The sequence below is a fragment of the Succinivibrio dextrinosolvens DSM 3072 genome (genome assembly GCF_900167015.1).
GTDB lineage: Bacteria > Pseudomonadota > Gammaproteobacteria > Enterobacterales > Succinivibrionaceae > Succinivibrio > Succinivibrio dextrinosolvens.
In genome coordinates, this window is record NZ_FUXX01000007.1 from 54522 (window position 1) to 80173 (window position 25652).

Annotated in this window: 21 protein-coding genes; 13 read left to right on the top strand and 8 right to left on the bottom strand. The window is 39.9% G+C overall.

The genetic code is table 11. The features are described 5' to 3' along the window. Positions 1 to 2: 2 nt before the first annotated feature. Positions 3 to 383 (bottom strand): DUF2750 domain-containing protein, encoded by a 381-nt coding sequence (locus B5D46_RS03355; protein ID WP_078928222.1) that lies wholly within the window; start codon positions 381 to 383, stop codon positions 3 to 5. An 8-nt stretch (positions 384 to 391) separates the two neighbouring features. Further along, positions 392 to 3235, bottom strand: coding sequence for an excinuclease ABC subunit UvrA (gene uvrA, locus B5D46_RS03360; protein ID WP_078928223.1), 2844 nt, complete (start codon positions 3233 to 3235; stop codon positions 392 to 394). Between the two features lie 329 nt (positions 3236 to 3564). Here uvrA and B5D46_RS03365 point away from each other — a divergent pair, with 329 nt between their 5' ends. From B5D46_RS03365 to tldD, 6 genes are all read left to right on the top strand, one after another. After that, positions 3565 to 4119 (top strand): single-stranded DNA-binding protein, encoded by a 555-nt coding sequence (locus B5D46_RS03365; protein ID WP_078928224.1) that lies wholly within the window; start codon positions 3565 to 3567, stop codon positions 4117 to 4119. A 333-nt stretch (positions 4120 to 4452) separates the two neighbouring features. Then, the gene (locus B5D46_RS03370; RefSeq protein ID WP_031490888.1) at positions 4453 to 5502 is read left to right on the top strand and encodes a rod shape-determining protein; all 1050 of its coding nucleotides are present in this window, start codon (positions 4453 to 4455) and stop codon (positions 5500 to 5502) included. A gap of 116 nt (positions 5503 to 5618) precedes the next feature. Then, entirely contained in the window at positions 5619 to 6632 is a 1014-nt protein-coding gene (gene mreC / locus B5D46_RS03375) for a rod shape-determining protein MreC (protein ID WP_159443010.1), read from the top strand. Next, positions 6625 to 7146 (top strand): rod shape-determining protein MreD, encoded by a 522-nt coding sequence (gene mreD / locus B5D46_RS03380; protein WP_031490890.1) that lies wholly within the window; start codon positions 6625 to 6627, stop codon positions 7144 to 7146. The genes mreC and mreD overlap by 8 nt, the downstream gene beginning before the upstream one ends. 6 nt (positions 7147 to 7152) lie before the next feature. Next, complete coding sequence (locus B5D46_RS03385) at positions 7153 to 7737, top strand: Maf family protein (RefSeq protein WP_078928227.1); 585 nt, start codon at positions 7153 to 7155, stop codon at positions 7735 to 7737. After that, positions 7737 to 9176 (top strand): metalloprotease TldD, encoded by a 1440-nt coding sequence (gene tldD, locus B5D46_RS03390; RefSeq protein WP_078928229.1) that lies wholly within the window; start codon positions 7737 to 7739, stop codon positions 9174 to 9176. The genes B5D46_RS03385 and tldD overlap by 1 nt, the downstream gene beginning before the upstream one ends. A 63-nt stretch (positions 9177 to 9239) precedes the next feature. On the opposite strand, the gene edd is transcribed toward tldD, so the two are convergent. Both edd and B5D46_RS03400 read right to left on the bottom strand, forming a co-directional pair. Continuing rightward, the gene (gene edd / locus B5D46_RS03395) at positions 9240 to 11051 is read right to left on the bottom strand and encodes a phosphogluconate dehydratase (RefSeq protein WP_078928230.1); all 1812 of its coding nucleotides are present in this window, start codon (positions 11049 to 11051) and stop codon (positions 9240 to 9242) included. Continuing rightward, positions 11044 to 11559, bottom strand: a complete 516-nt coding sequence (locus B5D46_RS03400; RefSeq protein WP_031490894.1) for a gluconokinase — start codon at positions 11557 to 11559, stop codon at positions 11044 to 11046. Before B5D46_RS03400 ends, edd begins: the two co-directional genes overlap by 8 nt. Before the next feature lie 330 nt (positions 11560 to 11889). On the opposite strand from B5D46_RS03400, the gene B5D46_RS03405 reads away from it, so the two are divergent. From B5D46_RS03405 to B5D46_RS03415, 3 genes are all read left to right on the top strand, one after another. Then, the gene (locus tag B5D46_RS03405; RefSeq protein WP_078928231.1) at positions 11890 to 12381 is read left to right on the top strand and encodes a TRAP transporter small permease; all 492 of its coding nucleotides are present in this window, start codon (positions 11890 to 11892) and stop codon (positions 12379 to 12381) included. 2 nt (positions 12382 to 12383) lie between these two features. Further along, positions 12384 to 13661, top strand: coding sequence for a TRAP transporter large permease subunit (locus B5D46_RS03410; protein WP_078928232.1), 1278 nt, complete (start codon positions 12384 to 12386; stop codon positions 13659 to 13661). An 84-nt stretch (positions 13662 to 13745) separates the two neighbouring features. Further along, positions 13746 to 14726 carry a DctP family TRAP transporter solute-binding subunit gene (locus tag B5D46_RS03415; RefSeq protein ID WP_078928233.1) on the top strand — a complete coding sequence of 327 codons (981 nt, stop codon included), beginning with the start codon at positions 13746 to 13748 and terminating at the stop codon, positions 14724 to 14726. 64 nt (positions 14727 to 14790) lie between these two features. Here the strand turns inward: B5D46_RS03415 and B5D46_RS03420 are convergent, their stop codons facing one another. After that, on the bottom strand, positions 14791 to 15783 hold the full coding sequence (locus B5D46_RS03420) for a bile acid:sodium symporter (RefSeq protein ID WP_078928234.1): 993 nt from the start codon (positions 15781 to 15783) through the stop codon (positions 14791 to 14793). A 1-nt stretch (position 15784) separates the two neighbouring features. Further along, a complete protein-coding gene (locus B5D46_RS03425) occupies positions 15785 to 16786 on the bottom strand; it encodes a bile acid:sodium symporter family protein (protein WP_078928235.1) in 1002 nt (333 codons plus the stop codon). 70 nt (positions 16787 to 16856) lie between these two features. Here B5D46_RS03425 and B5D46_RS03430 point away from each other — a divergent pair, with 70 nt between their 5' ends. Further along, positions 16857 to 18212: a metallopeptidase TldD-related protein gene (locus tag B5D46_RS03430; RefSeq protein WP_078928236.1), complete on the top strand. Its 1356-nt coding sequence runs from the start codon at positions 16857 to 16859 to the stop codon at positions 18210 to 18212. Positions 18213 to 18264: 52 nt separating this feature from the next. On the opposite strand, the gene B5D46_RS03435 is transcribed toward B5D46_RS03430, so the two are convergent. Continuing rightward, positions 18265 to 18711 carry a flagellar basal body-associated FliL family protein gene (locus B5D46_RS03435; RefSeq protein WP_159443011.1) on the bottom strand — a complete coding sequence of 149 codons (447 nt, stop codon included), beginning with the start codon at positions 18709 to 18711 and terminating at the stop codon, positions 18265 to 18267. A gap of 31 nt (positions 18712 to 18742) precedes the next feature. Further along, complete coding sequence (plsB, locus tag B5D46_RS03440; RefSeq protein ID WP_078928239.1) at positions 18743 to 21193, bottom strand: glycerol-3-phosphate 1-O-acyltransferase PlsB; 2451 nt, start codon at positions 21191 to 21193, stop codon at positions 18743 to 18745. 290 nt (positions 21194 to 21483) lie between these two features. Between plsB and B5D46_RS03445 the strand changes: the two genes are divergently transcribed. The 3 genes from B5D46_RS03445 (at position 21484) to B5D46_RS03455 (ending at position 25344) form a co-directional block, all read left to right on the top strand. Beyond that, positions 21484 to 22413, top strand: coding sequence for a cation diffusion facilitator family transporter (locus tag B5D46_RS03445; RefSeq protein WP_078928240.1), 930 nt, complete (start codon positions 21484 to 21486; stop codon positions 22411 to 22413). An 18-nt stretch (positions 22414 to 22431) separates the two neighbouring features. Further along, positions 22432 to 23298 carry a serine O-acetyltransferase gene (gene cysE, locus B5D46_RS03450; RefSeq protein WP_234973815.1) on the top strand — a complete coding sequence of 289 codons (867 nt, stop codon included), beginning with the start codon at positions 22432 to 22434 and terminating at the stop codon, positions 23296 to 23298. Positions 23299 to 23403: 105 nt separating this feature from the next. Further along, entirely contained in the window at positions 23404 to 25344 is a 1941-nt protein-coding gene (locus B5D46_RS03455) for a fructose-specific PTS transporter subunit EIIC (protein WP_078928242.1), read from the top strand. Positions 25345 to 25652 lie beyond the last annotated feature (308 nt).

Genomic DNA, 25652 nt, shown 5'->3' on the forward strand with positions numbered 1-25652 from the left:
CGTTAGATTTCCATAGGTGATTCTACAGAAAAATCCTTATCTGAAATCGGCATGAATCCAATCAGTACGTTTGGCTGATCCTTGAATGCTGGAACCCACTTCTCATTCCAAACCTTTCTTGTTACAAACTGTGGCTTGAAGCTATCCATACCGTTGTTTTTTGCATATCCTGCAGCCAGTTCCTCGTGTGACCATACTGGAAGGATGCTGTACAGATTATGCTCGTCGTCTTCCTCGGTATCCTCTAGGATCAATGGACCATCGTTATCTGCAAGAATATAGAAACCGTCGGCTTCCTTGGCAACTCTCATAAACATTGCCTGTCTGTATTCAGCATTTAGAGCTTGGATAGCCTCATATTCTTTTTCTGTAAGTTGTGCCATATAGTCTCCTAATAGCCTCTCTCAAGTATTGGTTTTAAAAATTGACCTGTGAATGATTCCTTGCATTCACATACTTCTTCAGGTGTTCCACAGACGATTATATTTCCGCCGTTTCTTCCACCTTCAGGTCCTAAGTCGATAAGATAATCTGCAGATTTGATTACGTCAAGGTTATGTTCAATAACAATTACAGTATTACCCTGATCTCTCAATCTGGTCAGAACCTCTAACAGTAGCTTAACATCTTCAAAATGAAGGCCTGTGGTTGGCTCATCAAGAATATAAAGAGTCTTTCCTGTTGCTTTCTTTGAAAGTTCCTTTGAAAGCTTGATTCTCTGAGCCTCTCCTCCAGAGAAGGTTGTTGCTGCCTGTCCTAAGGTAATATAGGAAAGACCGACATCCATCAGAGTTTGTAATTTTGAAGCAATGGAAGGTACAGCTCCGAAAAACTCCAGTGCCTGTTCTATATTCATTTCAAGAACATCTGAGATGGTCTTACCCTTGTATAGAACCTCCAGAGTTTCTCTGTTATATCTCTTACCGTCGCACTCTTCGCATTTAACATAAACATCAGGCATGAAGTTCATTGATACCTTGATGGTTCCATCACCCTGACAGGCTTCACATCTTCCGCCCTTAACATTAAAGGAGAATCTTCCTGCGTTATAACCTCTTGCTCTTGCCTCAGGAGTTTTAGCAAAAAGCTCTCGTATATCGGAGAACAGTCCTACATAGGTAGCAGGATTTGAGCGCGGAGTTCTACCGATTGGACTCTGGTCGATACAGATAATCTTGTCAAAGTTCTCAAGACCTTCAATCTCTCTGTATGGAGCCGGATCATCATTTGCGGTAACACCGTTGAGCTCTCTCTCTGCGACTCTTACAAGAGTATCGTTAACCAGAGTTGATTTTCCTGAGCCTGAAACACCGGTTACAACCACAAAGCATCCGACAGGGAAGGACACATCAATATTCTTAAGATTATTGCCGGTGCATCCCTTGAGAGTCAGCATCTTGGATTTCTTTGCTTTGATTCTCTTCTTCGGAATCTCAATACGTCTTTTGCCAGAGAGGTATTTTCCTGTTAGAGACTGCTCGCTCTTTTCAATATCATCAACAGTACCCTGAGCGATAACCTCTCCGCCATTAATTCCTGCCGCAGGTCCAATATCAATAATCTGATCCGCTGCTCTCATGGTGTCTTCATCATGTTCTACCACAATAACAGTATTACCGATATCTCGAAGATTTTTCAGCGCGCTTAAAAGTTTTGCATTATCCCTCTGATGCAGACCGATACTTGGTTCATCAAGTACATACATAACACCTGTCAGGCCTGCTCCAATCTGACTTGCAAGTCTGATTCGCTGTGCCTCACCGCCTGAAAGAGTTTCTGCTGAACGGGAAAGGGTAAGGTAGCCTAGTCCAACGTTAATCAGAAAGCCTAGTCTTGCTTTGATTTCCTTTAAAACTCTTGATGCGATGTTTTTTTCCTGTTCTGTCAGCTGAATTTCTGAAAAGAACTGATAACACTCCTGTATAGAGTAGTTATTAATCTCAGGGAGAGATTTATTGTTCACAAAAACATTGCAGTATTCTTTCTTGAGTCTAGCTCCGTGACAGTCTGGGCAAGGAAGAGGTCTCATCAGCTTTGAGATATAGACTCTCACATACTCGGATTCGGTTTCACGGGATCTTCTTTCGTAATTTGTAATAACACCTTCGAAAGGCTCAATACTGGTTTGTGATTTCTTGCCGCCAGAGTAGACAAGCTTCATTGGAATAGCAGTTGTTCCTGAGCCATACATGATAATGTCTACTTCTTTCTTTGTAAGCTCACTAAAAGGCTTCTGCAGATCAATATCATAATAATCAGCTACGGCTTCAAGCTCCTTGAAATAGAATGGATTTCTTCTATCCCATCCAAGGATTGCTCCCTCATATATGGATTTTGTTTTATCTGGAACAATTTTATCTATATCCAGAACCATCATTGCACCAAGACCTTCACACTTAGGACAGTATCCGTGAGGATTGTTAAATGAGAAATCTCTTGGTTCCAGTTCAGGAATTGAGTATCCGCAGATAGGGCATGAGTAGTGTGATGAAAATAGAATCTCGTCCTCTTTCTTGTGTTCGTCCATTGGACAGACAACAGCAATTCCATCTGAATACTTGAGCGCGGTTTCAAATGAATCTGCAAGACGTTGTTTTAAATCTGGCTTAACCTTGATTCTATCCACAACGATATCAATATCGTGCTTTTCTCTTAAGGCCAGATCTGGCGGATCTGAAAGATCGCAGATTTCACCGTCAACACGGGCGCGAATGAATCCGTCTTTTGCCAGATCAGCAAAAAGCTGTTTGTACTCACCCTTTCTTCCGCGAACCACAGGAGAGAGGATCATAATCTTTGTTCCTTCAGGCTGTTCCATAACAGCATCTACCATCTGGCTAATGGTCTGTGCCTTTAGAACAGTTCCGTGTTCAGGACATCTTGCCTCACCTATACGTGCCCATATAAGTCTTAGATAGTCATGGATTTCGGTAATGGTTCCAACTGTTGATCTTGGATTGTGAGAGGTTGCTTTCTGCTCAATTGAAATTGCAGGGGATAATCCTTCAATAGAATCCACATCAGGTTTGTCCATTAATGACAGGAACTGACGTGCGTATGCTGAAAGAGATTCAACATATCGGCGCTGACCCTCTGCATACAGAGTATCGAAGGCCAGAGATGATTTTCCTGAACCGGATCTTCCTGTGATAACACAGAGCTTGTTTCTTGGAATGGTTAGATTCAGGTTTTTAAGATTATGGGTGCGAGCACCGCGAATTACGATTTTATCCATTTGTACAATATTATCATTTACACTTGATTCGCTAATTGTACATTAAACATGTATTGTAGGATTAATCTAAAAAAGACAAAAATAATCAGTAACGATTTCTAATAACATAAACAATAAAAAATTCAGAGCACAGTTCTTAGCTAAACATATTGAAAAGAAAGGAGAAAAAGATTTACTCTTAATTCTGATCTCTGTATATGGGTACTTTTGGATATGCTTAGAAAAAGGCTAAAGAAATTCAGTGTAATAATATACAGGTTAAACATTATCAATTCGTCGATTCTTAAAGGATAATCACTTTTAGCTCGGCATATTTACAAGGACTTTATATGACTCGTGGAGTTAACAAAGTAATTTTAATTGGTAATCTTGGTGATGAGCCTGTATTTAGAACAACCGGTTCTGGAACATCTGTTGCCAATGTTTCAATGGTGACAAATGAAGTTCGCAGAAATGCAGAATCAGGTCAGATGACTGAGATTGCCGAGTGGCACAGGGTTGTTTTATGGGGCAGACTGGCTGAAATAGCTAAAAAGTGGCTTCATAAGGGAGCACTGGTATATGTTGAGGGAAAACTCAGAACCCGTTCATTCACTGACAAGCAGAATGTAAAAAAGAGCGTTACTGAGATTGTAGCTGATGAACTGCAGATGTTAGGTCCTTCAAAGACACATTCTGGGGAAGAATCTTTCTCATCTCATTCTTTTGCAGCTCCTAAGAACAGCGCCGTAATGCAGAATGATAATTCTCCATATGGAAATCCTTCAGCTCAGTCCTCTATACTCAATGAGCTTGGCTTCCCTAATCAGAGTTCCGTACCATCTAATCCAGAGCCTGCAATTGTTGTAGACGGAAATGATGATACCGATGATCTGCCATTCTAAAAAAGAAGAACACAGCAAAACTAACTTGCTGTGTTTCATTATTTCTGTTTTTTAAAACGTCATACGTATGAAAAACTAATTTACATCTCAGAAGTGCAACTTTAAGCACATTTTTGACATTTCTTTTCTACCTGTTTTGAAAAAAATAATAATCAACCCAACTTTCAATTCCACATTAATCACAAAATACGCATTCATAAAGGAAAAATTTAATGCATATCAGATAAATCTAAGCAAAAGATTTATGTTCGTGTGATATACTTTTTACCAAACTGTTGTGTAGAACAGTAAAAATATATAGCCTTAATAATCCTGGCATTTGGACCTTAATAAATGTTTAAGAAATTACGTAGCATGTTCTCTAACGATCTATCAATCGATTTAGGAACTGCAAATACTCTAGTTTATATCAAGAATAAAGGTATCGTTCTAAACGAGCCTTCTGTTGTGGCTGTTCGCATGGATAGAAATGGTGGAGCTCAGCGTAAAGTTGATGCTGTAGGTAAGGCCGCAAAGACAATGTTAGGTCGTAGCCCTGACAATCTGGAAGTTATTCGCCCAATGAAGGATGGCGTTATCGCTGACTTCCAGTACACAGAGAAAATGTTGCAGTACTTTATTTCAAAGGTTCTGCAGGGTTCTCATTTTATGCCATTCAAGCCAAGTCCTCGTGTTCTGGTTTGCGTTCCTTGTGGCGCTACTCAGGTTGAGCGCAGAGCAATCCGTGAGTCAGTTGAGGGTGCTGGTGCATCAGAAGTTTTCTTAATCACAGAGCCTATGGCTGCAGCTATCGGTGCTGGTCTTCCTGTATCAGAGGCTAAAGGTTCTATGATTGTTGATATCGGTGGTGGTACCACTGAAGTTGCTATCATTTCATTAAACGGTATTGTTTACTCAAGCTCTGTTCGTATCGGTGGTAACCGTTTCGATCAGTCAATTATTGATTACGTAAGAAATACCAAGCGTTATGAAATCGGTGAGGCTACCGCTGAACAGGTTAAGATTGAGATCGGTTCTGCTTATGCTGAGCAGGAAATGCATGAGATGGAAGTTCGCGGAAGATCTGTTGTTGAAGGTGTTCCTCGTTCATTCACTCTGAACTCCAATGAGATCCTTGAAGCCTTGTCTGATCCTATCAAGGGTATTGTTGCTGCTGTTCGTACCGCTTTGGAGAAGTCTCCTCCAGAGTTAGCTGCTGATATCGCTCAGCACGGAATGATGTTATCTGGTGGTGGTGCTTTACTACACAATCTGGATAAGTTATTACGTGAGGAAACTGGTATCCCAGTAACAATCGCTGAGGATCCTCTAACCTGCGTTGCTCGTGGTGGCGGTAAAGCACTTGAGATGTACGACGCTCAGGATAACGAGATTTTTGATTAAAAAATATTAATACTTTTGCAGGATGATTTTGTTCATTAGCACATGTCATTCTGCAGTTGAGGTTAATAGACTCCCATCAGACATGATGGGCGTTTTGTTTTGATGAAGGAATTGATTTGAAAAACTCAGATCAGCAGAATTCTTTAGTTCATTTCCGATTCGGATTTGTCCTGCTTTTAACTCTGGTGGTTATGGCTTTGGATGTCCGTTCTAAATTCTTGTCAGATTTCAGATACTATGTGGAATCTGCACTTTATCCTGTTCTTGTTTTTGCTGATTCTCCTCATTCCGTTGGAAAGATGATGTCTACTCAGTTTAAGAGTCATTCTGAACTGATTAAGGAAAACGAGCAGCTTTCAACAGAAAACTTTATGCAGAGAGCCAATACCTTAAGACTAAAAGATCTAGAGGATGAGAATCAGGCTTTACGTAAGCTATTAAACTCACCTGTAAGACAGAACATCAAGAGACTGTTTGCCGAGGTTGTTGACGTTGATCCTGATCCTTACCTGAGCCGCGTTACCGTTAATCGTGGTACCAGCTCTGATGTTTATGAGGGTATGCCTGTTATTACTGACAAAGGTCTTGTTGGTCAGGTAATGGATGCAAACTATTCCTATTCAAGAGTTCTTCTTTTAACCGATCCTAACTGTCAGATTCCTGTAATCGATTCAAGATCTTCTGTAAGAGCAATCTGCGTCGGTTCAGGTTCTCATGCAGAGATTATTATCAATAATGTTCCTCGTACAGCTGATATTAAAGAAGGCGATATGCTTTTAACCTCAGGAATCGGTGGAGTTTATCCAAAAGGATATCCTGTTGCAGTTGTAACCTCTGTAGGTATTTCTGATTCTCAGCCGTTTGCTGCTATCAAGGCCAGACCGCTGGTTGAAACTGATAAGATGCGTTATGTGCTGATGTTCGGTGCTAATAATGATAGTACCGATGCAGAGGAGTATGCTCTTCAGGCAAAACAGCTTACAGATGATAAGAATATTCTTCATCAGAAAAAGGTTAAGGAGCTGATTGATACACTTTCTGTAAAGAAGAGCAATAAGGCTGATAATTCTGAGAAAAAAGATCAGAATTCTGGCGATAAGAAAAATAAAGTAGGTGGTACAAATGATTAGCGGAAAAGACAGCGGAAATTCCTTTCTGTTACTTTTAGTACCAATGCTGTTTATTGGTCTGATTCTTCAGATTATTCATCTTCCTGAAGTTATTTCTCTGAACAGACCGGATTTTCTAACTCTTATTATTCTGTTCTTTGCTATTTACAGTAATTTCAGTCTGAAAATCGAGACCAGCTGGCTTGTTGGTATCTTCCTTGATTTGGCAACTGGTGCTCCACTTGGAATCAATGCACTGATCATCTCTGCTCAGATTTATCTGATAACTACTCAGTTTAAGAATTTCTATAAATATAAAATATGGCAGCAGGTAATCATTGTAGGAATAATTAATTTCCTAGTAACAATTCTGTGTTACTGGGTTGAACACATTATTGGTCGCAGCTACTATGAAATCAATTTCCTGATTCCGTCTATATCAACAGCTGTATTCTGGCCAATAGTTTATTCTATCTGTCTGATTTTATGTTCTACCTTCTCTGTCAGCTCAGATGATAAAGAGAAGCTAGATTAGGTATAAATGACTAAACTTATCCTTGCCTCAGGATCTCCACGACGCAAAGAATTCATAAGCTATCTAGGTATTGATTATGATGTGGAGATTCCTAATATTGATGAATCTCCTGTACAGGGAGAAACTCCAAGCGAACTTGTATTAAGATTGTCCTGTTTGAAGGCTGATTTCATCTCCAAGAAACACAGTGATTCTGTAGTTATTGCTGCTGACACTGTTGTCTGTTTTAATGGTATGATTCTGGGGAAACCTTCTTCAAGAGAAGATGCCTTCAACATGATAAAAATGCTTCAGGGGCATACTCATACCGTGTATACCGGAGTTACTGTTCAGAAAGGAAATCTTAAAAGAAGTAAGGTTGTTTCAACTGAAGTTACCTTCGATTCCATGGATGATGATTTCATAAGAAATTATGTCTCCTCTGGAGAGTGCGACGATAAAGCTGGAGCTTATGCTATTCAGGGAATAGCTTCAATGTTTATTTCCCAGGTAAAAGGATCAGTAAGTTCAGTCGTAGGTTTACCTATTAACGAAGTTGTTAAGTATTTAAGAGAATTTGGTCTAGAAATTCCAGTCTCAAAGGTGTGTTGATGAATACATACGAAAAAGCCTCCAAGATACTTTGGAATAACACAGATATCAATCTGGAAGTTGCTCAGAAAGCGCTTAATCATTTGAATTCAAGAGAAATTGATTTTGGTGATTTATTCTTTGAAAGAAGTGTTGCTGAGGGATTTTTTCTTGAAGAAGGAATCGTAAAAGGCGGATCTTTCAGTATTTCTCAGGGGGTTGGTGTCAGAGCGGTATTAGGAGCCAAATCCGGATTTGCCTATTCAGATGTTCTGGATGAAAAGTCTCTTATGGAAGCCTGTTCTGCAGCACATAGCATCAGTCACGGCCATAGCTGTAATCGTGAAAAGATTGTTGTTTCAAAAGGAGAAACCAAACCTCTCTATGTGGATGATGATCCTATAGCTGCAATGGATAAGGCTCAAAAGGCCGCCTTGCTTGAGATTCTGGATAAAAAAGCCAGAGCTTTAGATCCAAGAGTTGTTCAGGTTATGGGCAGTCTTAACTGTTCGTATTCAACAACCATGGTAATGCCTACAGATGGTCCTTCAAGATGCGATATTAAACCAATCTGCAACATTTCTGTAAGTGTGGTCATGGAGCACAAAGGTCGCAAGGAAGAAGGCTTTGCTGCAACCGGTGGAGCTGTTCTTTTCAATACTCTGCTTAAAGACGACACTTTAGATAATCTTGCAAAAGAGGCTGTAAGAATGGCATCTGTTAATATGGAAGCTATTCCTGCTCCTGCTGGAACTATGCCTGTTGTTTTAGGTGCTGGATGGCCAGGTGTTCTGGTTCATGAGGCTGTAGGTCATGGTCTTGAAGGTGATTTCAACAGAACCGGTTCTTCTGCATATTCAGGAAAAATCGGTCAGAAGGTTGCCTCAAGTGCATGTACCATTATTGATGATGGTACTATCCCAAATCGCAGAGGTTCTTTATCATTTGATGATGAAGGTACAGATTCAGCATGTAATGTCCTGATTGAAAAGGGTATCCTCAAGGGATATATGCAGGATAAGCAGAATGCCATGCTGATGAATATGAAACCTACAGGAAACGGCAGACGTCAGAGTTACAACTGCATGCCTATTCCTAGAATGACCAATACTTTCCTTCAGAATGGCGAGTATGACAAGGACGAGATAATATCATCTGTTAAGAACGGTATTTATGCTGTTAACTTCCGTGGCGGTCAGGTTGATATTACCTCTGGTGAATTTGTATTCTCAGCTTCAGAGGCCTATCTGATTGAAAATGGAAAGGTTACATCACCTATTAAGGGCGCTACCCTTATTGGCAATGGACCTAAGACCATGCAGCAGGTGTCAATGGTTGGAAACAACCTTGAATTTGACTGCGGTATTGGCATGTGCGGAAAAGCCGGTCAGGGCGCTGCAGTGGGTATTGGTCAACCTACAGTTAAAATTGACTCGATTACTGTGGGTGGCACAAATTAAAAAAAGCTGCAGATAAAATTATCTGCAGCAGAACTTTCTTTTCTAAGATAATCCGTTGTCTTATCAGTTCAGATAAAGAGCCTTAAACAGGAAGCTCGCTCCCTGATCTGCTGGCTGAACATTTTCTCTGCATATTCTAAACAGTGCTCGACCGTAGGTCTGCTCATCCTGTTCTATATCAGGTTCTTCAGCATGCCTGTTTTCTAGAGATGTCATACAGTTGATTTCACCTTTTTCTGCATCAAAATCAATAAGGTCACCATCTTTCAGAAGGGATATTAATCCTCCTTTCTTTGCTTCGGGTGACAGATGCAGCGCTGAAGGAATTCCTCCTGAAGCCCCAGATAATCTTCCGTCGGTCAGCAGAGCAACATGGAAACCAGCTTTCTGCAGATTACCAAGAACAGGCATCAGAGTATGGAGTTCCGGCATTCCTGAAGCGGCGGGGCCAGCGTATCTGACGACAATTACGGCATCCTGATTCAGTTTTCCTTCCTTGTAAGCCTTCTGCACATCATACTGTGAGTTGAATACTTTAGCAGGAGCAACAACATGCATATGTTCTTTTGCAACCGCAGAAATCTTAATAACACTGTCGCCAAGATTTCCATGAAGAACCTTAAGTCCTCCCTGATCTCTGAAGCATCCTCCATCCGAGATTATGACCTCTGGATTTTTTGATTCTCCGCAGTCAACAAACTTTAGCTCTCCGTTTTCAATAACAGGAGTTGTCAGCTGATTAGAGAAATCTCCAAACACTGTCTGTACATCTTCATGGAGAAGGTCTTTCTTTGCCAGTGCCTTTAAGAGTACAGGAACACCTCCGGCATTCTGAAGTGCGTTGATGTCGTAGCTGGCATTTGGATATACCTGTACCAGTAGAGGTACAACCTCGGAGAGATCACTTATATCCTGCCATGTGATAATGTATCCCGCACTTCGGGCTATTGCAGGCATGTGCAGAGTATGATTAGTTGAGCCTCCTGATGCCAAAAGGGCAACCAGACCGTTTACAAGATTTTTGGCCGTAAGTGTTTTGTACAGAGGTTTGAAGTGTTTTCCCTGTCTGGTGCTGTCCACCATCATTTTTACGGCATAGTCAGTAAGTTTTTCTCTAAGCTCTGTATCAGGTGGGACAAATGCAGAGCCAGGAAGCATAAGTCCCATAGCTTCTAAAACCAGCTGATTGGTATTAGCTGTCCCATAGAATGTGCATGTTCCTTTTGAGTGGTAGCATTTGCACTCCATTCTCTGCAGTGCAATCTTATCGATTTTTCCTGCTGCAAAGTCCTGTCGGACCTCTGATTTCTCTTTATTGGAAATGCCTGTACTCATAGGCCCTGAAGGAATAAATGCGACTGGAAGATGGGCAAATGCAGCAGCTCCCATTAAAAGACCTGGACTGATCTTATCGCAAATTCCCAGGAGAAGCGCTCCATCAAATATATTGTGGGACATGGCAACAGCAACGCTTTGTGCAATCAGATCTCGAGAGAAAAGCGATATATCCATACCAGGCTGTCCTTGGGTTACTCCGTCACACATGGCCGGAACCATTCCTGCAACCTGACTGCTGGCTCCTACGGACTGTGCACTTTTTTCAATCTTTTGCGGGTAGTCCTTATAAGGACAGTGGGCACTTACCATGTCATTGTAGGCACTTATAATCGCAAGATTAGGCCCTGTTCCTGTAATAAGGTTTTCCTTTGTTGAATTCTGAGCTCCTGCTGCAGCATGAGCAATATTTGAGCAGGTAAGAGTATCTCTGTCCCGATTTACTGAAGACTGAGCTTCAATCATCTGTAGATAGGCTTTTCTGGTAAGTTTAGAACGCTCCTCAATACGTCTTGTAACTTCTAGTATTATCTTATTCATCTGCAAGCCTCTTTTCTATCTGTGCTATTGCCTGAGTGACTATCTGTTCAGGGGAATCTTTGATATCTATATTTATGACGTCGTTCTCTGAGTCAGGAAACTCAAGTGCTTCAAACTGGGAGTTCAGCATGTCTTCCTTCATGAAATGCCCCTGACGTTTGAGCATTCGTTCCCGTATAAGTTCTTTGCTGCCGTAAAGATGTATAAAGATAAGACCTTCATTTCCTTCTCTTAGCATGTCTCGATACTTCCTTTTCAGCGCAGAGCAGACAATAACACCGGACTGTTTGCGGTTTTCCATAGAGAAGAGAACATCATTTAATCTTGTAAGCCAGGGAATTCTATCTTCATCGTTAAGCGGTCTGCCTTCTCTCATTTTTATTATATTTGCTCGTGGATGAAGATCGTCTCCATCGATAAAGCATGAATGAAAGTGCTCTGCTATAGCCTTGCCGATGGTACTTTTACCGCTGCCACATACTCCCATTACTACGCACTTTATGGTCATAATTCACCTAAATCTTACTTTTGTTATATTTTAAATACACATTTCTTTTGTCATGAATTCAATACTAAATCAATTTACATAAGTTTTCTAAAGCAACAGTCACATATGCATATATAAATTTAAAAGAAAAAACAGATATCTATAAATGACATAAATATCTTTAATATGCTGATTTAAAAGCTGTTTTTTTAAATGCGGTTTTATTTAGAAACAACTTTGTATGTCAATATAATATACAGAAATTCTAACTGTGAACAAATAGACATTTTTTTTTATCAAAAATAAGTAGACTTTTGTTAATGCTTACAACTTATGTAATAGGAGTCGAAAATGGAGAAAATAAGTCAAGTTATTTCAAAGTCACTTGACGTCTTTTCAGTCGTTCTTCTTGTGGTGATGTCTCTGCTGGTAATCATCAATGTAGCTTTACGCTTTATTTTTAATTCAAGTATTGTTTTCTCAGAAGAACTGTCGAGATTTCTCTTCATATGGGTTGTATATATCGGAGCCATCATTGCTGTAAGAGATGACAGTCATATCTATGTGGATTTTATTCGTAAGAAACTCCCACAGGGTATACAGTTTTTCTTAAAGATTGTCTGTGAAATAGCAATGCTCATTGGCTGTACTCTATTTTTCCTGGGAAGCGTAGATTTAACAGAAGTTAATATCACAGACCATTCTCCTGTTGCTGGAATCTCTCTCGGATTTGTCTATTCTGCAGGTCTTCTTGGTAGCTTTGGCATGATTATCATGCTTCTGATAAGACTTTATAGAGTGCTTCGTAAAAAGGAAGTGACTTCTCAGAAGGAGGCTAAATAATTATGACAGTAGCTATCTTTCTTGCAATTCTTCTGACCTCAGTATGTATCGGTATTCCTATTGCCTTTTCTCTTCTGATGTGTGGCTTTGGTCTGATGTGGTATATGGATATGCTGGACCCTCAGATCGTTGCTCAGAGCCTGATTAACGGAGCAGATAACTTTACATTGCTGGCAATTCCATTCTTCGTCTTTGCCGGAGATATCATGAATGTAGGCGGTCTGGCAAAACGTCTTGTAGATCTTCCAATGAAACTGGTTGGTCACAAGTCTGGCGGTCTTGGATATGTTGTAATCATTGCTGCGGTTATAATGGCCTCTCTGTCTGGTTCTCCTGCAGCTGATACTGCAGCTATTGCCGCTATTATGTTCCCAATGATGTCCAAGGCAAACTATCCAAAGGAAGGTTCTGTTGGTCTGATTGCATCAGGAGGTATTATTGCTCCTATCATTCCTCCATCAATTCCTTTTATTGTAATTGGTGTAACAGCTTCCGTTTCCATCTCTCAGCTGTTCCTGGCAGGTATTGTTCCAGGTCTTTTAATGGGTGTAACTCTATGTTTTGTATGGAGTTTAAGAGCTCGCAGATACGAGGCAGCTCCAAAGGCTTCAGCCAAGGAGATAATGAAGTCTTTTAGAAGCAGTATCTGGGCACTTATGCTTCCTGTAATTATTATCGGTGGATTTAAGACTGGAGTATTTACCCCAACCGAAGCTGGTGCTGTTGCTTCTGTATACGCCCTGTTTATTTCAATCTGTGTGTATAGGGAGCTTTCCTTACATGCTATTTACGGAGCTCTTCTGAGCACTGTCAAAACAACCGGTGTCATCATGATGATGGTTGCAGCCGCCCAGGTATCTGCATGGCTTATGACTGTTGCAGATCTCCCTGGTACTGTAATTGAGCTTTTAAAGCCAATGATTGATAGTCCAAAGCTTCTTTTAGCTCTGATTCTCGTTCTTCTTACAGTGATGGGTATGGTTCTTGATCTGATCCCTATCGTTCTGATCCTGGTACCTGTTCTGATGCCTCTGATTCATGAGGCAGGAATAAACGAGATTTATTTCTGTGTAATGTTCATTATCTGCTGTTCAATCGGACTGATTACTCCACCTGTTGGTAATGTTCTGAATGTTGTCTCAAGTGTAACCAAAGTTCCTTTTGAGCGCTCAGTCATCGGTATTCTGCCATATGCAGGATCACTGCTGCTGTTATTGATTCTGTTCCTGATATTCCCTGAAATAATCATTGGACCGCTTAATTTTATGATTGGCAAATAGTCAGGAAGACGGATTTATGAAAAGGATAAATATGTTTTAAAAGATTTTGTTTGCTTTCTGTAATTTCTTTTTAAGGAGACTCAAATGAAGAAAACCTTAGCTGTTATTCTTGCAACAATTCTGGGTGCCAGCGTTGCAATGCAGGCTGAAGCAAAGACTGTTCTACGTTTTGCTACAGATGTTTCAAAGGACAATACCCAGGGACAGGGCGCTGTATACTTTGCTGAGCAGGTAAAGGAAAAGTCAAAGGGTGAGATTGAAATCAAGACCTTCTTTGACAGTACCTTAGGTAACTCTCAGGCAATTGTTTCAGGTGCACGCTCAGGAACAATTGATATTGCAATGGTTGGCGGCGGTATCGCTTCAGGTTTATCTCCTGTAATGGCTGTTCTTGATATTCCATTTATCTTCAAGGATAAGGCCCACGCATACCGTGTTCTGGACGGAGAAATCGGTGACAGACTATATAAGACTCTAGAGCCTCTGGGATTAAAAGGTCTGGCTTATTTTGAGAACGGCTTCCGTAACATGACCAACAGCCGTAAACCAATTGTTAAGCCAGAAGACTGTGCCGGTCTTAAGATTAGAGTTCCTCAGAGTAATATGCTGGTTGCAACCTTCGAAGCTTTAAAGGCAAATCCTGTTCCTATGGCATACGGTGAACTTTATACTGCTATGGAAACCGGCGCAATTGAAGCTCAGGATCATCCTATTTCAACTCTATATGCAGGTAAGTTCTATGAGATTCAGAAGTATCTTTCAATGACCAACCATGCATATACAGCAGTAACAGTAATGATGAACAAGAAGAAGTTTGACAAGTTACCAGCTGATCAGCAGAAGCTTCTTGTTGATTGTGCTCGTGATGCAGCCAAGTATCAGCGTGAAGTTAATGCTAAGCAGGAAGTTACAATGATCGAAGACATGAAGAAGACTGGTATTCAGGTTAACGATAATGTAGATTCTGATGCATTCATGAAGGCAACTTTATCAGTTCGTTCAATCTATACTGACAAGAACGGTGATGAGTTTGTAAAACTAATTGATGCTGAACGTAACAAATAAGAATAATCCTTAAATTACCCTTAGTTAAAATGCCGGTGATTCTCTCATCGGCTTTTTTAACGGATTACTCCTGATATACCTGTTCTCCGTTTTTTTCCCATCTTCTCAGGTTGCGTTCACGATACCACATCTGCCAGGCATTAACGATATTCTGCCAGATAATATATGTTCCAGGAATAATAGCAACTGTCGGAGTAAGATAGGTTAGCGTAACCCATAAGCCAAAGACCATATTCTTTTGTCCTAAAGCCTGACCTGCGCTGATTCTCTGATGTCCGAACTGACCGATTCCCTTTGCCAGGGCAAACTGCATGATGGTCATAATAAAACCTATAGCTGCCATGATGGTGATTTCTAAAGTGCTTTTATCCGATGCCGCAATATTGGAGAAGGTTTTTGCAGACACAACCACAATAATAAAAGCCCACATATAAAAGCCTATATCTTTTGTTTTTCTGATAATGAACTGGTGCAGCTTTGGTGTGAAGGTTCGAATTAGAACTGTTAATACCAGAGGAAGTACCAGAATAGGGGAGATGTGCTTTAGGATCAGAAAACAGTCATGAAGAAATGTGTTATTTCCCATATCGCAGAACAGAGGAAATAACAGAGGTATAGCAACTGCTGCAGCAAGATTACTGAAAATAATATAGGTCGTAAGTGCCGATTCGTTGCCTCCAAGCTTACCGGTGATTACTGATGCTGATGCAGCTGTAGGAGTAATAAGACAGATGAGGATTCCTTCCAGAATAACAGTATCGCAGGAATCAGGAAAGTTTTTTAAATAAAAGGCTAAGATAGCTGTAGTTGCGATCTGGTAGACAATCAGAATAAAATGCCATGCTCTTGGCATCATCTGGTGCAGAGTAATCTTACTGAAGGCAAAAAACAGAATAAAGAACAGTATAACCAGCAGAGATTCTCCGGCTGCATGTGCCACAGGTTTCAGAGGTGCAGACCATTCTACGTAAGTGAAAAAACAGAATACTAAAAATCCCAGTGACACGGCAATAAGTAAGGTGTAGGGCCTTAGTTTTTTTAAGAATTCTAATAGCATGTTATTCCTGATATGGCTCTAGTCCTTTTTCTCTTCTTTCTTTAATGTCCTTTGCTCTGATCCTCATCTGTACAGCATTCACAAGATTCTGCCATAGCAGGTAACTACTTGGGACAATCGCAGATACTGGAGAGAGGAACATAATAGCAATCCAGATGGCAAATACTGTGTTTTTCTGACCTAATCCCTGACCGGCACTGATTCGCTGTTTTTCTTTCTGTCCAAAATATTTGCCGATGGCAAACTGCAGCAGTGTAATGATAAATCCAATCAGAAACAGCATACACATGAAGAAAACTCCAGTTGTGGAGTTTGCAATACTTTCAAATATTCTTGCAGACTGTATGGCAAGAGTTATAAGCCAGAAATAGAAACCGACATCTTTGGCTCTGTTTATAAGCTTAAGAAGTTTTGGAAAGAAAATTCTTATGACAATAGAAAAAATAAGAGGAAGTACCAGCACAGGAAAGATTTTTCCCAGAATCAGCAGGAAATCATCTAGAAATATTCCGGAGATTGTTGTACATATCAGAGGGAAATAAAGAGGAATAAAAACAGCAGCAATAATATTACTGATAATTGTGTATGATGTCTGAGAGGATTCATTTCCTCCGAGTTTTCCTGTCATAACTGCAGCAGATGCTGCTGTTGGTGCTATTGTACAGATAACTGTACCCTCAAGCAGAAGTTTTGTTTCCTGAGATAAATCGTTTTTTAAGTAATAAAGCAGTGCTACAAAGAATCCTGTTGAAAGAATCTGGACTGCTGCAAGTGACAGATGCCACCTTCTTGGGATCATTTCCTTGATTTCTATCTTGCAGAATGAGAAAAACAGGATAATGAAAAGGCTAACCGGTAGAGAATCAACTAAAAAAGAAGCAACAGGTCTTAATGGTTCTGTCTGAGGAATATACCTGAAAACAAGAAAACCTGTAAAACCTATCAGGATAGATACAAAGAGGCTGTTGGTTTTCAGCTTATTTTTTATTGATTCTAATTGCATGATGTTGGTCCAAATTATGGTATAACATACAACAACATTATAAGAGAAAACGCTTGTAGGATTAATATAAATGAGTTCTTTTAAGGAAGATTTAAGTGCAGAGGAGTCTCGTCTGGAGCAGGTTTCATCCGAAGTGGTGCAGTTTGCACTTTCAAATGGCGCTGACGAGTGTGAGTTAAATATTGGCGCAGTTAAAGGTCTTTCTGTTTCCTGCCGTGATCAGGATGTTGAAAACATCGAGTTCAACCGTGATAACGGTATGAGTATCACCGTTTACAAGGATAAACGTTCAGGAGTTGTTTCAACTAATGATCTTTCAAAGGAATCCATAAGAGAGGCTGTTCTTTCTGCAATTAATCTTGCAAAGTATTCAGATCCTGATCCTTGTTCAGGTCTTGCAGACAAGGAGTTAATCTGTAACTCCTTTAGAGATCTGAATCTTGTGTTTGAAAATAATGTTGATGCCGACTATGCCGCATCTAAGGCTCTGGAGCTTGATAAAATGGCTGAGGAGCAGAAGGTTGAAGGCATTAAGAAATCTGATGGTTCAAGTTTCTCAAGCTATCTTTATACAACTGTAATTGCCAACTCCAATGGCTTTAATAAAGCTCGCTCTGCAAGTTCTGTATCTGCGGATATTACTCTTTTAGGTGAGTCTGATGGAAAGATGCAGCGTGCATCCAGTTCAAGTATTGCAAGAGCTCTTGAAGATATATATTCTCCTCAGAAGATTCTTGACGAAGCCTTTGAAAAGACACTCCTAAAGCTTAATTCCAGAAAACTGAATACTGGTAAATATAATGTCATCTTTACCAGATCTGCTGTTCAGTCTCTATGGGGCAATTTCTCTTCTGCTATTTCTGGCGGTACTATTTATAGAAACCGTTCATTCCTGTGTAACTCTCTTGGAAAGCAGGTGTTATCAGATAAAGTTACTATTTATGAGGACCCTTTTGTTCTTAAAGGCTTAGGTTCTCGTAACTTTGATAGTGATGGTGTAAGGGTCTGTGCCTCTGACATAGTTAAAGACGGAATGCTTGAACAGTATCTTTTATCTGTTTATTCTGCTCGTAAACTTGGTCTTCAGAGTAATGGTCATGCCAGCGGAACTCATAACTGGTACATTTCTTTTAAGGACGCCACCTATTCTTTTGACGAGCTGTTGTCAAAGGTTGGCGAAGGTGTTGTGGTTACCGGTCTGATGGGACAGGGCATTGATCTTGTAAGCGGTAATTATTCAAGAGGCGCTGAAGGTTACTACTTTAAGGACGGAAAGTTTGTTCACTCAGTAGACGGTATAACAATAGCAGGAAATCTGAGGGATATGTTCCTGAATATGGAAGCTATGGCTGACGATTTTGATGAAAGATATAAGGTCCAGACAGGCTCTATATTTATTCCTGATATGACTATTTCAGGAAACTAACAATCTCCTCGAGGGGGATTCCTCGAAGAGATATGATTCTGATATAAGGTTGCTACTGGTACATATAGCTTAAGAACAGCAGATCGATAATAAGAGGTTTTCCGAATTTTTCCTGCAGAATTCCTGTAACCTTCTCTCTGCATTCTACTCTGATTTTTTCTCTTGCCTCGTTGGTTGCAACCTGGCCGAACTCTTTTGAGCCCAGGATTGTAACAATGGCATCTTTAATCAGAGGTTCAACATCAGCAATAATGGTTGAATCTCTGCTATCCTCTAGCATAAGACTGATTTTGATTCTTACATAGTGAATCTTGTCTCTTGGGTTCAATGTAGCTACGTTGGTTGTGATATCAGGTGATATCTGATAATAACCAATTTCAGGTGCAACATTCTCTGGTTCGGCAGGCTCTTCTTTTTTGCCATGACCACTTGCGTAAGCAGATGATGAAACTGCAATAAAGATTATAGAAACAAGTCCTAATAAAAGTTTTTTTAACATTTTCTTTCCCTTTATGTATGCTAGTGTTGCCTTAATACAGAACATCATCAACTTTTCTGGATAATGTTTGACCATTTAAAATCTTTACGTCTCGTGCTCCTAACAGAGGAGTTGCTGCTCTATTCAGTTTCTGAACCTTAGGTTCATTAACGTAGAGTTTTCCGTCTTCTTTAACATAGAAGTAAGAATGTCTGATGAATGTTGCGCACATAATCTTAAACAGAATAGGATCCGCAAATTCAGGAGAATTATTAGTAACCTCCACAGGCAGACGTTTTGAATATGACAGACATTTCTCAATGAACTCAGGAACATCTGATTTACCGTCCTCTGTATCCTTCAGAGCGGTAACCGCAACAAGGTAACGAACCAGATTGTGGTAAATACATCTTGATAGAATGTAGAACTCCTGATATCCGTCACCGGAAACAAACAGCATATCATTATCTCTTGTGATATAACCCTCGTTGAGGAAGTTCTCTATGTGTTTGTCGATAAGATTATCAAGATCCTTTTCATCAACAGGTGCAAACAGCTCATGTCTTAGGAAGTAGAACAGTGAGCGCGCATGGGAACGTACGTCCTCATGCAGAATGTGACCGTTTCTTAAAATAATATTTGCAAGCAGTGCTGGAAGAGCAAACAGATGAACGATATTATTCTGGAAATAGGTTAACTGCAGAGTCTGACCATAGCTTGGTCGAACAAACTTCATATCATCACCGACATCATATAGTCTGAATTTCTTCAGCTCCATTGCCTGTCTTATCAGGGTCATAGGTGATGCAGTTGGAATTGTGGCCCTTCTTCTTGGATCAACGTTAAGAATCTTTAAATACATTGAAATGCATTTTTCCAGTTGACTGATACTCATTGTATGATCAGGAACATTCATAATTGCCAGGGCACACAGATTGATTCCGTTGATTGTTGCTGAATCATTCAGATTGATAATAATTCTGTGTGCAAGCTGATTAACAATATCGTTCAGCCATGAAGGTCTTGCTGTACCCTTAGGATCGATATCATTTTTCCATCCTGGGACATTTTCATTCAGGAACTTATGTACCACGACAGGTTCACCGAAAGTTACATAGCCTCGGCCATAGTTTCTGAATCGTTTGAATATACCGAGAAGCTGCATTGCGCTTTCTTTTTTCTTGGCTTCGCCTACAAGTTCTCTCATGTAGGAACCGACCTCAGTAACGTGTTCATATCCAAGATAGGTTGGAATGAATGCTATTGGTCTGTCTGAACCTCTAAGCTGAGACTGAACTGTCATGGCAACCATGCCTGTTCTTGGAGGCAGAGTTCTACCGGTTCTTGAGCGTCCGCCTTCAATAAAGAATTCTGTAGCGTAACCATTCTCAAAGAGTAGACTCAGATATTCTCTGAAGATTGTGATATAGAAGTCGTCGCCCTTCATCTTTCTGCGGATAAAGTAGGAGCCACATCTTCTGATAATCTGACCTACAGGGAAGAAATTTAGATTATCTCCTGATGCAATCTGAGGTAAAGGCAGTCCTTCGTGGAAAAGTACAAAGGTAAGCAGAATATAGTCCATATGAGATCTGTGACATGGAATATAAATGATTTCATGTCCAGTTTGAACAAGCTGTCGGACTTTATCTACACCAATAACGGTCTGACCCTGATAAATTTTGGACCAGATTGTTGAAACAATGGAATTAAAGAATCTGAGCAGAGGATATCTGGTATCTGCAACCATGATTTCAAGAATTTCTCTGGCCTTGTTTTTCAGTTCTGGCTCTGATTTTCCTGTTTTTTTGCACTCGACTGCTATCTGTTCTAAAACAGCTGGTCTTTCAAGAATTTCCTCAATTACCTGTTTTCTGTTTGGCAAAGGCTTTCCAACAACAGCACGTGCCTTCTGAATAAAAATCAGTTTAAATGTTCGGTTAAGATCCTTTGAGAACTTTGAATTTTCAAAGCGTTCTTTTGATTCGCTTATATTGAAGCTTCCACAGAAAATAGTACAGTTATCTCGTCCTGCAAAAATAAGATTAAAGAATTTCTTGAATGAAGGGGTTGCTGCATTCATGCCGTGAATACCAAGTGTTTCGTAACCTGGATTTCGTGACCACAGAACTGTAATTGGAATAACCTGAATGTCCTTGGTTGTTCTCTGGTAAAATTCATACCACTTTCTGAATACAGGTTCCATGTCATGATCTTTTGAACCTGCTTTTGAGAATAAACCAGGAGCTCTAAGAGCGCAAATTCTTGGTATCTTTTCTCCAAGTAAATTCAGCTCCTCAAAAGGAGATGGAAGGCCTAGTTTCTGGACTGCTCTTTCAATACTCATTATATTGCCTACAGATGAAGATACAGTTATGTAGACAATTTCTTTATTCTTATCAATTTTAAGATTTTTTAGTGGCTCAAATGGAATTGTTGAACAAGTTGTCGTTATTCTGAATGGCCAATATAAAAAAAATCTTAGAATCTTATTAATTATCATGCTTCACCAAAACAGAAAGTCTTTCTGTTCAGCCTCCCAGATTTTTTTTAGCTATTTTTACTTTTCAAAAGAAGACTATACATTTTAAAGTGTAGTTTATATCGATGCAAAAAATTACGTTTTTATTGTTTGTTTTTTTATTAGTCTTAATCTGATCATATTTTTTTTCGCTAATTCTAGATGCCGAATACTAAATTTTTTTAAAAAAGATTATTTTTATCATAAATATCTATGTTTTAGAAAGGTTATGACATGTAATATACTATCCTCGTGGACAATAGGAAATAGAAATGGAAAAAACACAACTTGGACAGTATAGAAAACTGGTACTACTCGCCGGAGGGGCGTCTGTTTTTACTGCTATTCTTTTCATCCTGATCAAATTCTGTGTATGGATGATATCCTCATCTACAGTAATCTTTGCATCTTTAACTGATTCTATTTTCGATTTGCTGGCATCTTTAGTAAATCTTCTTGCCCTGAAGTTCTCATTATCTCCTCCAGATGATGAACATCGATTCGGCCACCATAAATCTCAGTCTCTTGCCTCATTGGCTCAGGCAGCCTTCATTGGCGGTTCAGCTGTTCTACTGATTAGTCACGGCATTGAAAGGTGTGTTAATCCAGTTAATATAGAGCATATTGATTTAGCTTTATACGTAAGTATTATCTGTATAATTTTTACCGTTCTTCTGGTGTTGTTTCAGACTTATGTTTTCAGAAAGACACAATCGGAGGCAATTGCTGCGGACAGGCTTCACTACTTATCTGATGTGAGTTTGAATATTGGTGTTATTATTGCTCTGTTCCTCAGTAATTACGGCTATGAATGGGCCGACGGATTCTTTGCCTGCTGCATTGGTCTGTTTATTCTAAAAGGAGCATATCAGATTGGAGTTGAAGCTGTTCAGACTCTTCTTGACCGCTCATTGGATCAGGCTTCAATGAATAAAATAATGCAGGCTATTGTAAGAACAGAAGGTGTTCTATCTATTCATGATCTGAAAACTCACAGCGCCGGTCCTATAATATTTATTCAGGGACACATTGTGATGGACGGAAAAATGAGTCTTGAGAAGGCTCATGATGTCGTTAATAAGGCTGAATTGAATATCAGACAGAATTATCCCGATGCAGAGATTATTCTGCATATGGAACCTGATGAAAAAGAAACCTATGAAACAGTAAATTTCGATGATTCGAAATTACAGCAAAATTAGTCAATCAGAGATAAACAATTGGAAACACAGGCAAACAGTAATTACGAAAATCAGGTAATTGATAGATTCTGGTCTGATTTTAAGCAACAGTCACGTTCAATTATGGAGAGCGAACCGGTTCTGGCTGACTTGTTTAACAAACTTGTCTTTACCTGTTCAAATTTCGATCAGTGTCTTGCAAGAATTATTTCTTCAAAGCTGGCAACTCGTGAAGTTGATAAACAGCAGCTGTTTCAGGTTTGTATGCAGGCTTATGCTGAAAACCGCTGTCTTCTTGAGAATGCAGTTGCTGATGTTTATGCCGTGCTTACCCGTGATCCAGCATCAAGCTCAATTGTAAGAATTCTCATGTTCCTAAAAGGTCCTCATGTTATTGAATCCTGGAGAATTTCTCATTGGCTTTGGGAACAGGACAGAAAAGATCTTGCCTGCTATATTCAAAGCAGAATTTCAGATGTATTCTCTGTGGATATCCACCCAGCAGCACGAATCGGAAAAGGACTGATGCTTGACCATGCAACCAATATTGTTATTGGTGAGACTGCTGTTATTGAGGATACTGTTTCTCTTCTTCATGATGTGACTTTAGGCGGAACCGGAAAAGAATGCGGCGATCGTCATCCTAAGGTATGCAAAGGTGTGATGATTGGTGCCGGAGCCAAAATTCTTGGCAATATCAGAATAGGTGAAGGTGCAATTGTTGGCGCTGGTTCTGTTGTTCTTGCGGATGTTCCTGCTCACACAACGGTTGTAGGTGTACCTGCAAGAGTTATCGGACATCCTCAGATGGAAATGCCTTCTCTGGATATGGATCAGACATTCAAGGGGTGTAAATCTGAAAGCACCGAACCTTTATGTCCGGGAATCCATGTTAAACAGGTTTAAAAATACGGTAATAATAACTTAGATGTAATTTTTTATAGATTTTAAACTTGCCGTAATAAGACTGTCGATTAAACTTAATATACACGACAGTTAAAAGGAAAACTCATGCGAATTTGCGATTTACTAAATCCACAGTCTGTAAGGTTAAATGTTGATGTATCGACAAAAGAGCAGGCTATCAATAATCTTGTTGATTTAGTTGCAGAAAGCGGTTGCCTAAACGATGCTGAGCGCTTCAGAACCGCTGTATTTGATAGAGAAGCTAAAGTTTCAACTGGTTTAGGCGAGGGCGTCGCAATCCCTCACGCAAAGAGTGCTGGTGTTACAAAGCCTGGTTTAGCAGCCATGGTTGTTCCTAAGGGAGTTGAGTTTGACAGTCTCGACGGAAAGCCAGCCAAGCTTTTTTTTATGATTGCTTCTCCTCATCATGCTTCAGATGCACATCTTGATGTATTAGCACGTCTGTCAACTCTGCTTATTTCCGAGGATTTCAGAAATTCTCTTAATTCAGCCCAGAGTGTTGATGAGTTTTTAAGAATAATCAATAAGGCTGATGAAGCTGAAATTGAAAAAGAAAAACAGCGCCAGCAGAAATTGAAAGCAGCTGAGGAAGAAAAACAATCGGAAGAAAATAAAGATACTTCATCTAACATAGGTTATTACGATATAGTTGCTGTGACAGCATGTCCTGCAGGTCTTTCCCATACCTATATGGCTGCCGAGGCTCTGGAAAAACAGGCCAAGGAGATGGGAATTTCCATTAAGGTGGAAACAGATGGAGCTGCTGGAAACAGAAACAAACTTCTTCCTGAAGAGATTTCTAAAGCAAAGGCTGTTATTGTTGCTGCCGACAGAATCGTTGATATGGACAGGTTCCTGGGCAAACCATTAATTCGAGTTGGTGTTGTCGAAGGAATAAGACGACCAAAGAATCTTATCAAATCAGCTTTAGATCCAAAGTGTCCAAAGTATCAGACTGGTTTCCTGGGCTCAACCTCTGTCTCCATGCGTCTGTATCGCCATTTAATGTCAGGAATGGCTTATCTGATGCCTCTTGCTGCTACAGCTGGTATTTTATCTGCCTTTGCAAGACTGGATATTGTTAATGATACTCAGTTTGGGTTCTTCTTTGATCGTGTCGGATACAGTATTGGTACTCTTCTTTTCCCAATCTTAAGTGCATTTATTGCTTATTCAATAAGAGGAAGAACTGCTCTGGTTGCCGGATTTACCGGTGGTGTCATGGCTGACCTTGGCGGAAGCGGTGTTATAGGTGCAGTTGTAAACGGATTTGTCGGTGGTGCTGTCGCCCTGTTGACTACCCTTTTTGCCGGAAGGTTTCTTAAAGGTCATGATGCTACGGTTGCGCTGCTTTTGTATCCTCTGATGGGAGCTCTTGGAACAGCAGCAATTGCAGTATTTTTTACTAATATTCCTGCTGAGTTTGTTGATAGTTATATAAATTCATTCTTCGCAGAATCATCAGTGTATACTCTTGTTCTTATAGGAGCTCTTCTGGCTGGAATGATGTCGTTCGATATGGGCGGACCAATCAATAAGCTGGCTTATGCAATTGGTGTTCTGTTCCTTGCTGACAGCTTACCTGAACAGGGACCAGGTGGACTGGTTATGGCATCTATCATGGCTGGAGGCATGGTTCCTCCTATAGCTGCCGCTTTGGCAAGCATACTTATTCCACAGGTATTTTCTGAGAAGATTAATTCTCTTAGATATATCACCCTTGGAAAGGGGCTTGTATTTATCACAGAGGGCATTATTCCTTATCTTCAGAAAAATCCTCGTGCCATGAGATCTGCATGCGTCTGCTGTTCAGCTTTGACTGGCGCCTTATCTATGTATTTTAAGTGCTCAATATGTGCTCCTCACGGAGGTGTTTTCATTATTCCTCTTTGTGATCATCCTGTTCAGTATATTATGTCAATGCTGGCAGGAATTGTCTTGGGAATATTTGCGTTTTCTATTATTCATCTGAGAACTTCAGATAAGGAAACTTCGAATATAGCAGTGTCATCTGACAATAATTAGAATGGCGTAATGTGAGAAATTGAATTTTAAAAGAGGGTGACTAAAAAGGTCGCCCTCTATTTTTACCTAAATTTTGTGGTTTTATTAACATTATTGATAATATTTTTATATTAAAACTTTATCTATTTCCTTGATATACAAAGTTAATATACTATACTTAATAATATAAAGAGTTATATTATTGGTAATATCGTTATGGATAAAGAAGATCTTTTCAAACCCTATATTCAAGATGATTTAGCCTTACTTCCTCCTTGTATTGGTGATTTTATCTCCCCTTCAGATCCCGTCAGACTCGTAAGTACAAT

Excerpts from the sequence above, each read along its gene's own strand:
- B5D46_RS03355 (WP_078928222.1), bottom strand. The coding sequence starts at position 383 with ATGGCACAACTTACAGAAAAAGAATATGAGGCTATCCAAGCTCTAAAT.
- uvrA (WP_078928223.1), bottom strand. The coding sequence starts at position 3,235 with ATGGATAAAATCGTAATTCGCGGTGCTCGCACCCATAATCTTAAAAAC.
- B5D46_RS03365 (WP_078928224.1), top strand. The coding sequence starts at position 3,565 with ATGACTCGTGGAGTTAACAAAGTAATTTTAATTGGTAATCTTGGTGAT.
- B5D46_RS03370 (WP_031490888.1), top strand. The coding sequence starts at position 4,453 with ATGTTTAAGAAATTACGTAGCATGTTCTCTAACGATCTATCAATCGAT.
- mreD (WP_031490890.1), top strand. The coding sequence starts at position 6,625 with ATGATTAGCGGAAAAGACAGCGGAAATTCCTTTCTGTTACTTTTAGTA.
- B5D46_RS03385 (WP_078928227.1), top strand. The coding sequence starts at position 7,153 with ATGACTAAACTTATCCTTGCCTCAGGATCTCCACGACGCAAAGAATTC.
- tldD (WP_078928229.1), top strand. The coding sequence starts at position 7,737 with ATGAATACATACGAAAAAGCCTCCAAGATACTTTGGAATAACACAGAT.
- edd (WP_078928230.1), bottom strand. The coding sequence starts at position 11,051 with ATGAATAAGATAATACTAGAAGTTACAAGACGTATTGAGGAGCGTTCT.
- B5D46_RS03400 (WP_031490894.1), bottom strand. The coding sequence starts at position 11,559 with ATGACCATAAAGTGCGTAGTAATGGGAGTATGTGGCAGCGGTAAAAGT.
- B5D46_RS03405 (WP_078928231.1), top strand. The coding sequence starts at position 11,890 with ATGGAGAAAATAAGTCAAGTTATTTCAAAGTCACTTGACGTCTTTTCA.
- B5D46_RS03410 (WP_078928232.1), top strand. The coding sequence starts at position 12,384 with ATGACAGTAGCTATCTTTCTTGCAATTCTTCTGACCTCAGTATGTATC.
- B5D46_RS03415 (WP_078928233.1), top strand. The coding sequence starts at position 13,746 with ATGAAGAAAACCTTAGCTGTTATTCTTGCAACAATTCTGGGTGCCAGC.
- B5D46_RS03420 (WP_078928234.1), bottom strand. The coding sequence starts at position 15,783 with ATGCTATTAGAATTCTTAAAAAAACTAAGGCCCTACACCTTACTTATT.
- B5D46_RS03425 (WP_078928235.1), bottom strand. The coding sequence starts at position 16,786 with ATGCAATTAGAATCAATAAAAAATAAGCTGAAAACCAACAGCCTCTTT.
- B5D46_RS03430 (WP_078928236.1), top strand. The coding sequence starts at position 16,857 with ATGAGTTCTTTTAAGGAAGATTTAAGTGCAGAGGAGTCTCGTCTGGAG.
- B5D46_RS03435 (WP_159443011.1), bottom strand. The coding sequence starts at position 18,711 with ATGTTAAAAAAACTTTTATTAGGACTTGTTTCTATAATCTTTATTGCA.
- plsB (WP_078928239.1), bottom strand. The coding sequence starts at position 21,193 with ATGATAATTAATAAGATTCTAAGATTTTTTTTATATTGGCCATTCAGA.
- B5D46_RS03445 (WP_078928240.1), top strand. The coding sequence starts at position 21,484 with ATGGAAAAAACACAACTTGGACAGTATAGAAAACTGGTACTACTCGCC.
- B5D46_RS03455 (WP_078928242.1), top strand. The coding sequence starts at position 23,404 with ATGCGAATTTGCGATTTACTAAATCCACAGTCTGTAAGGTTAAATGTT.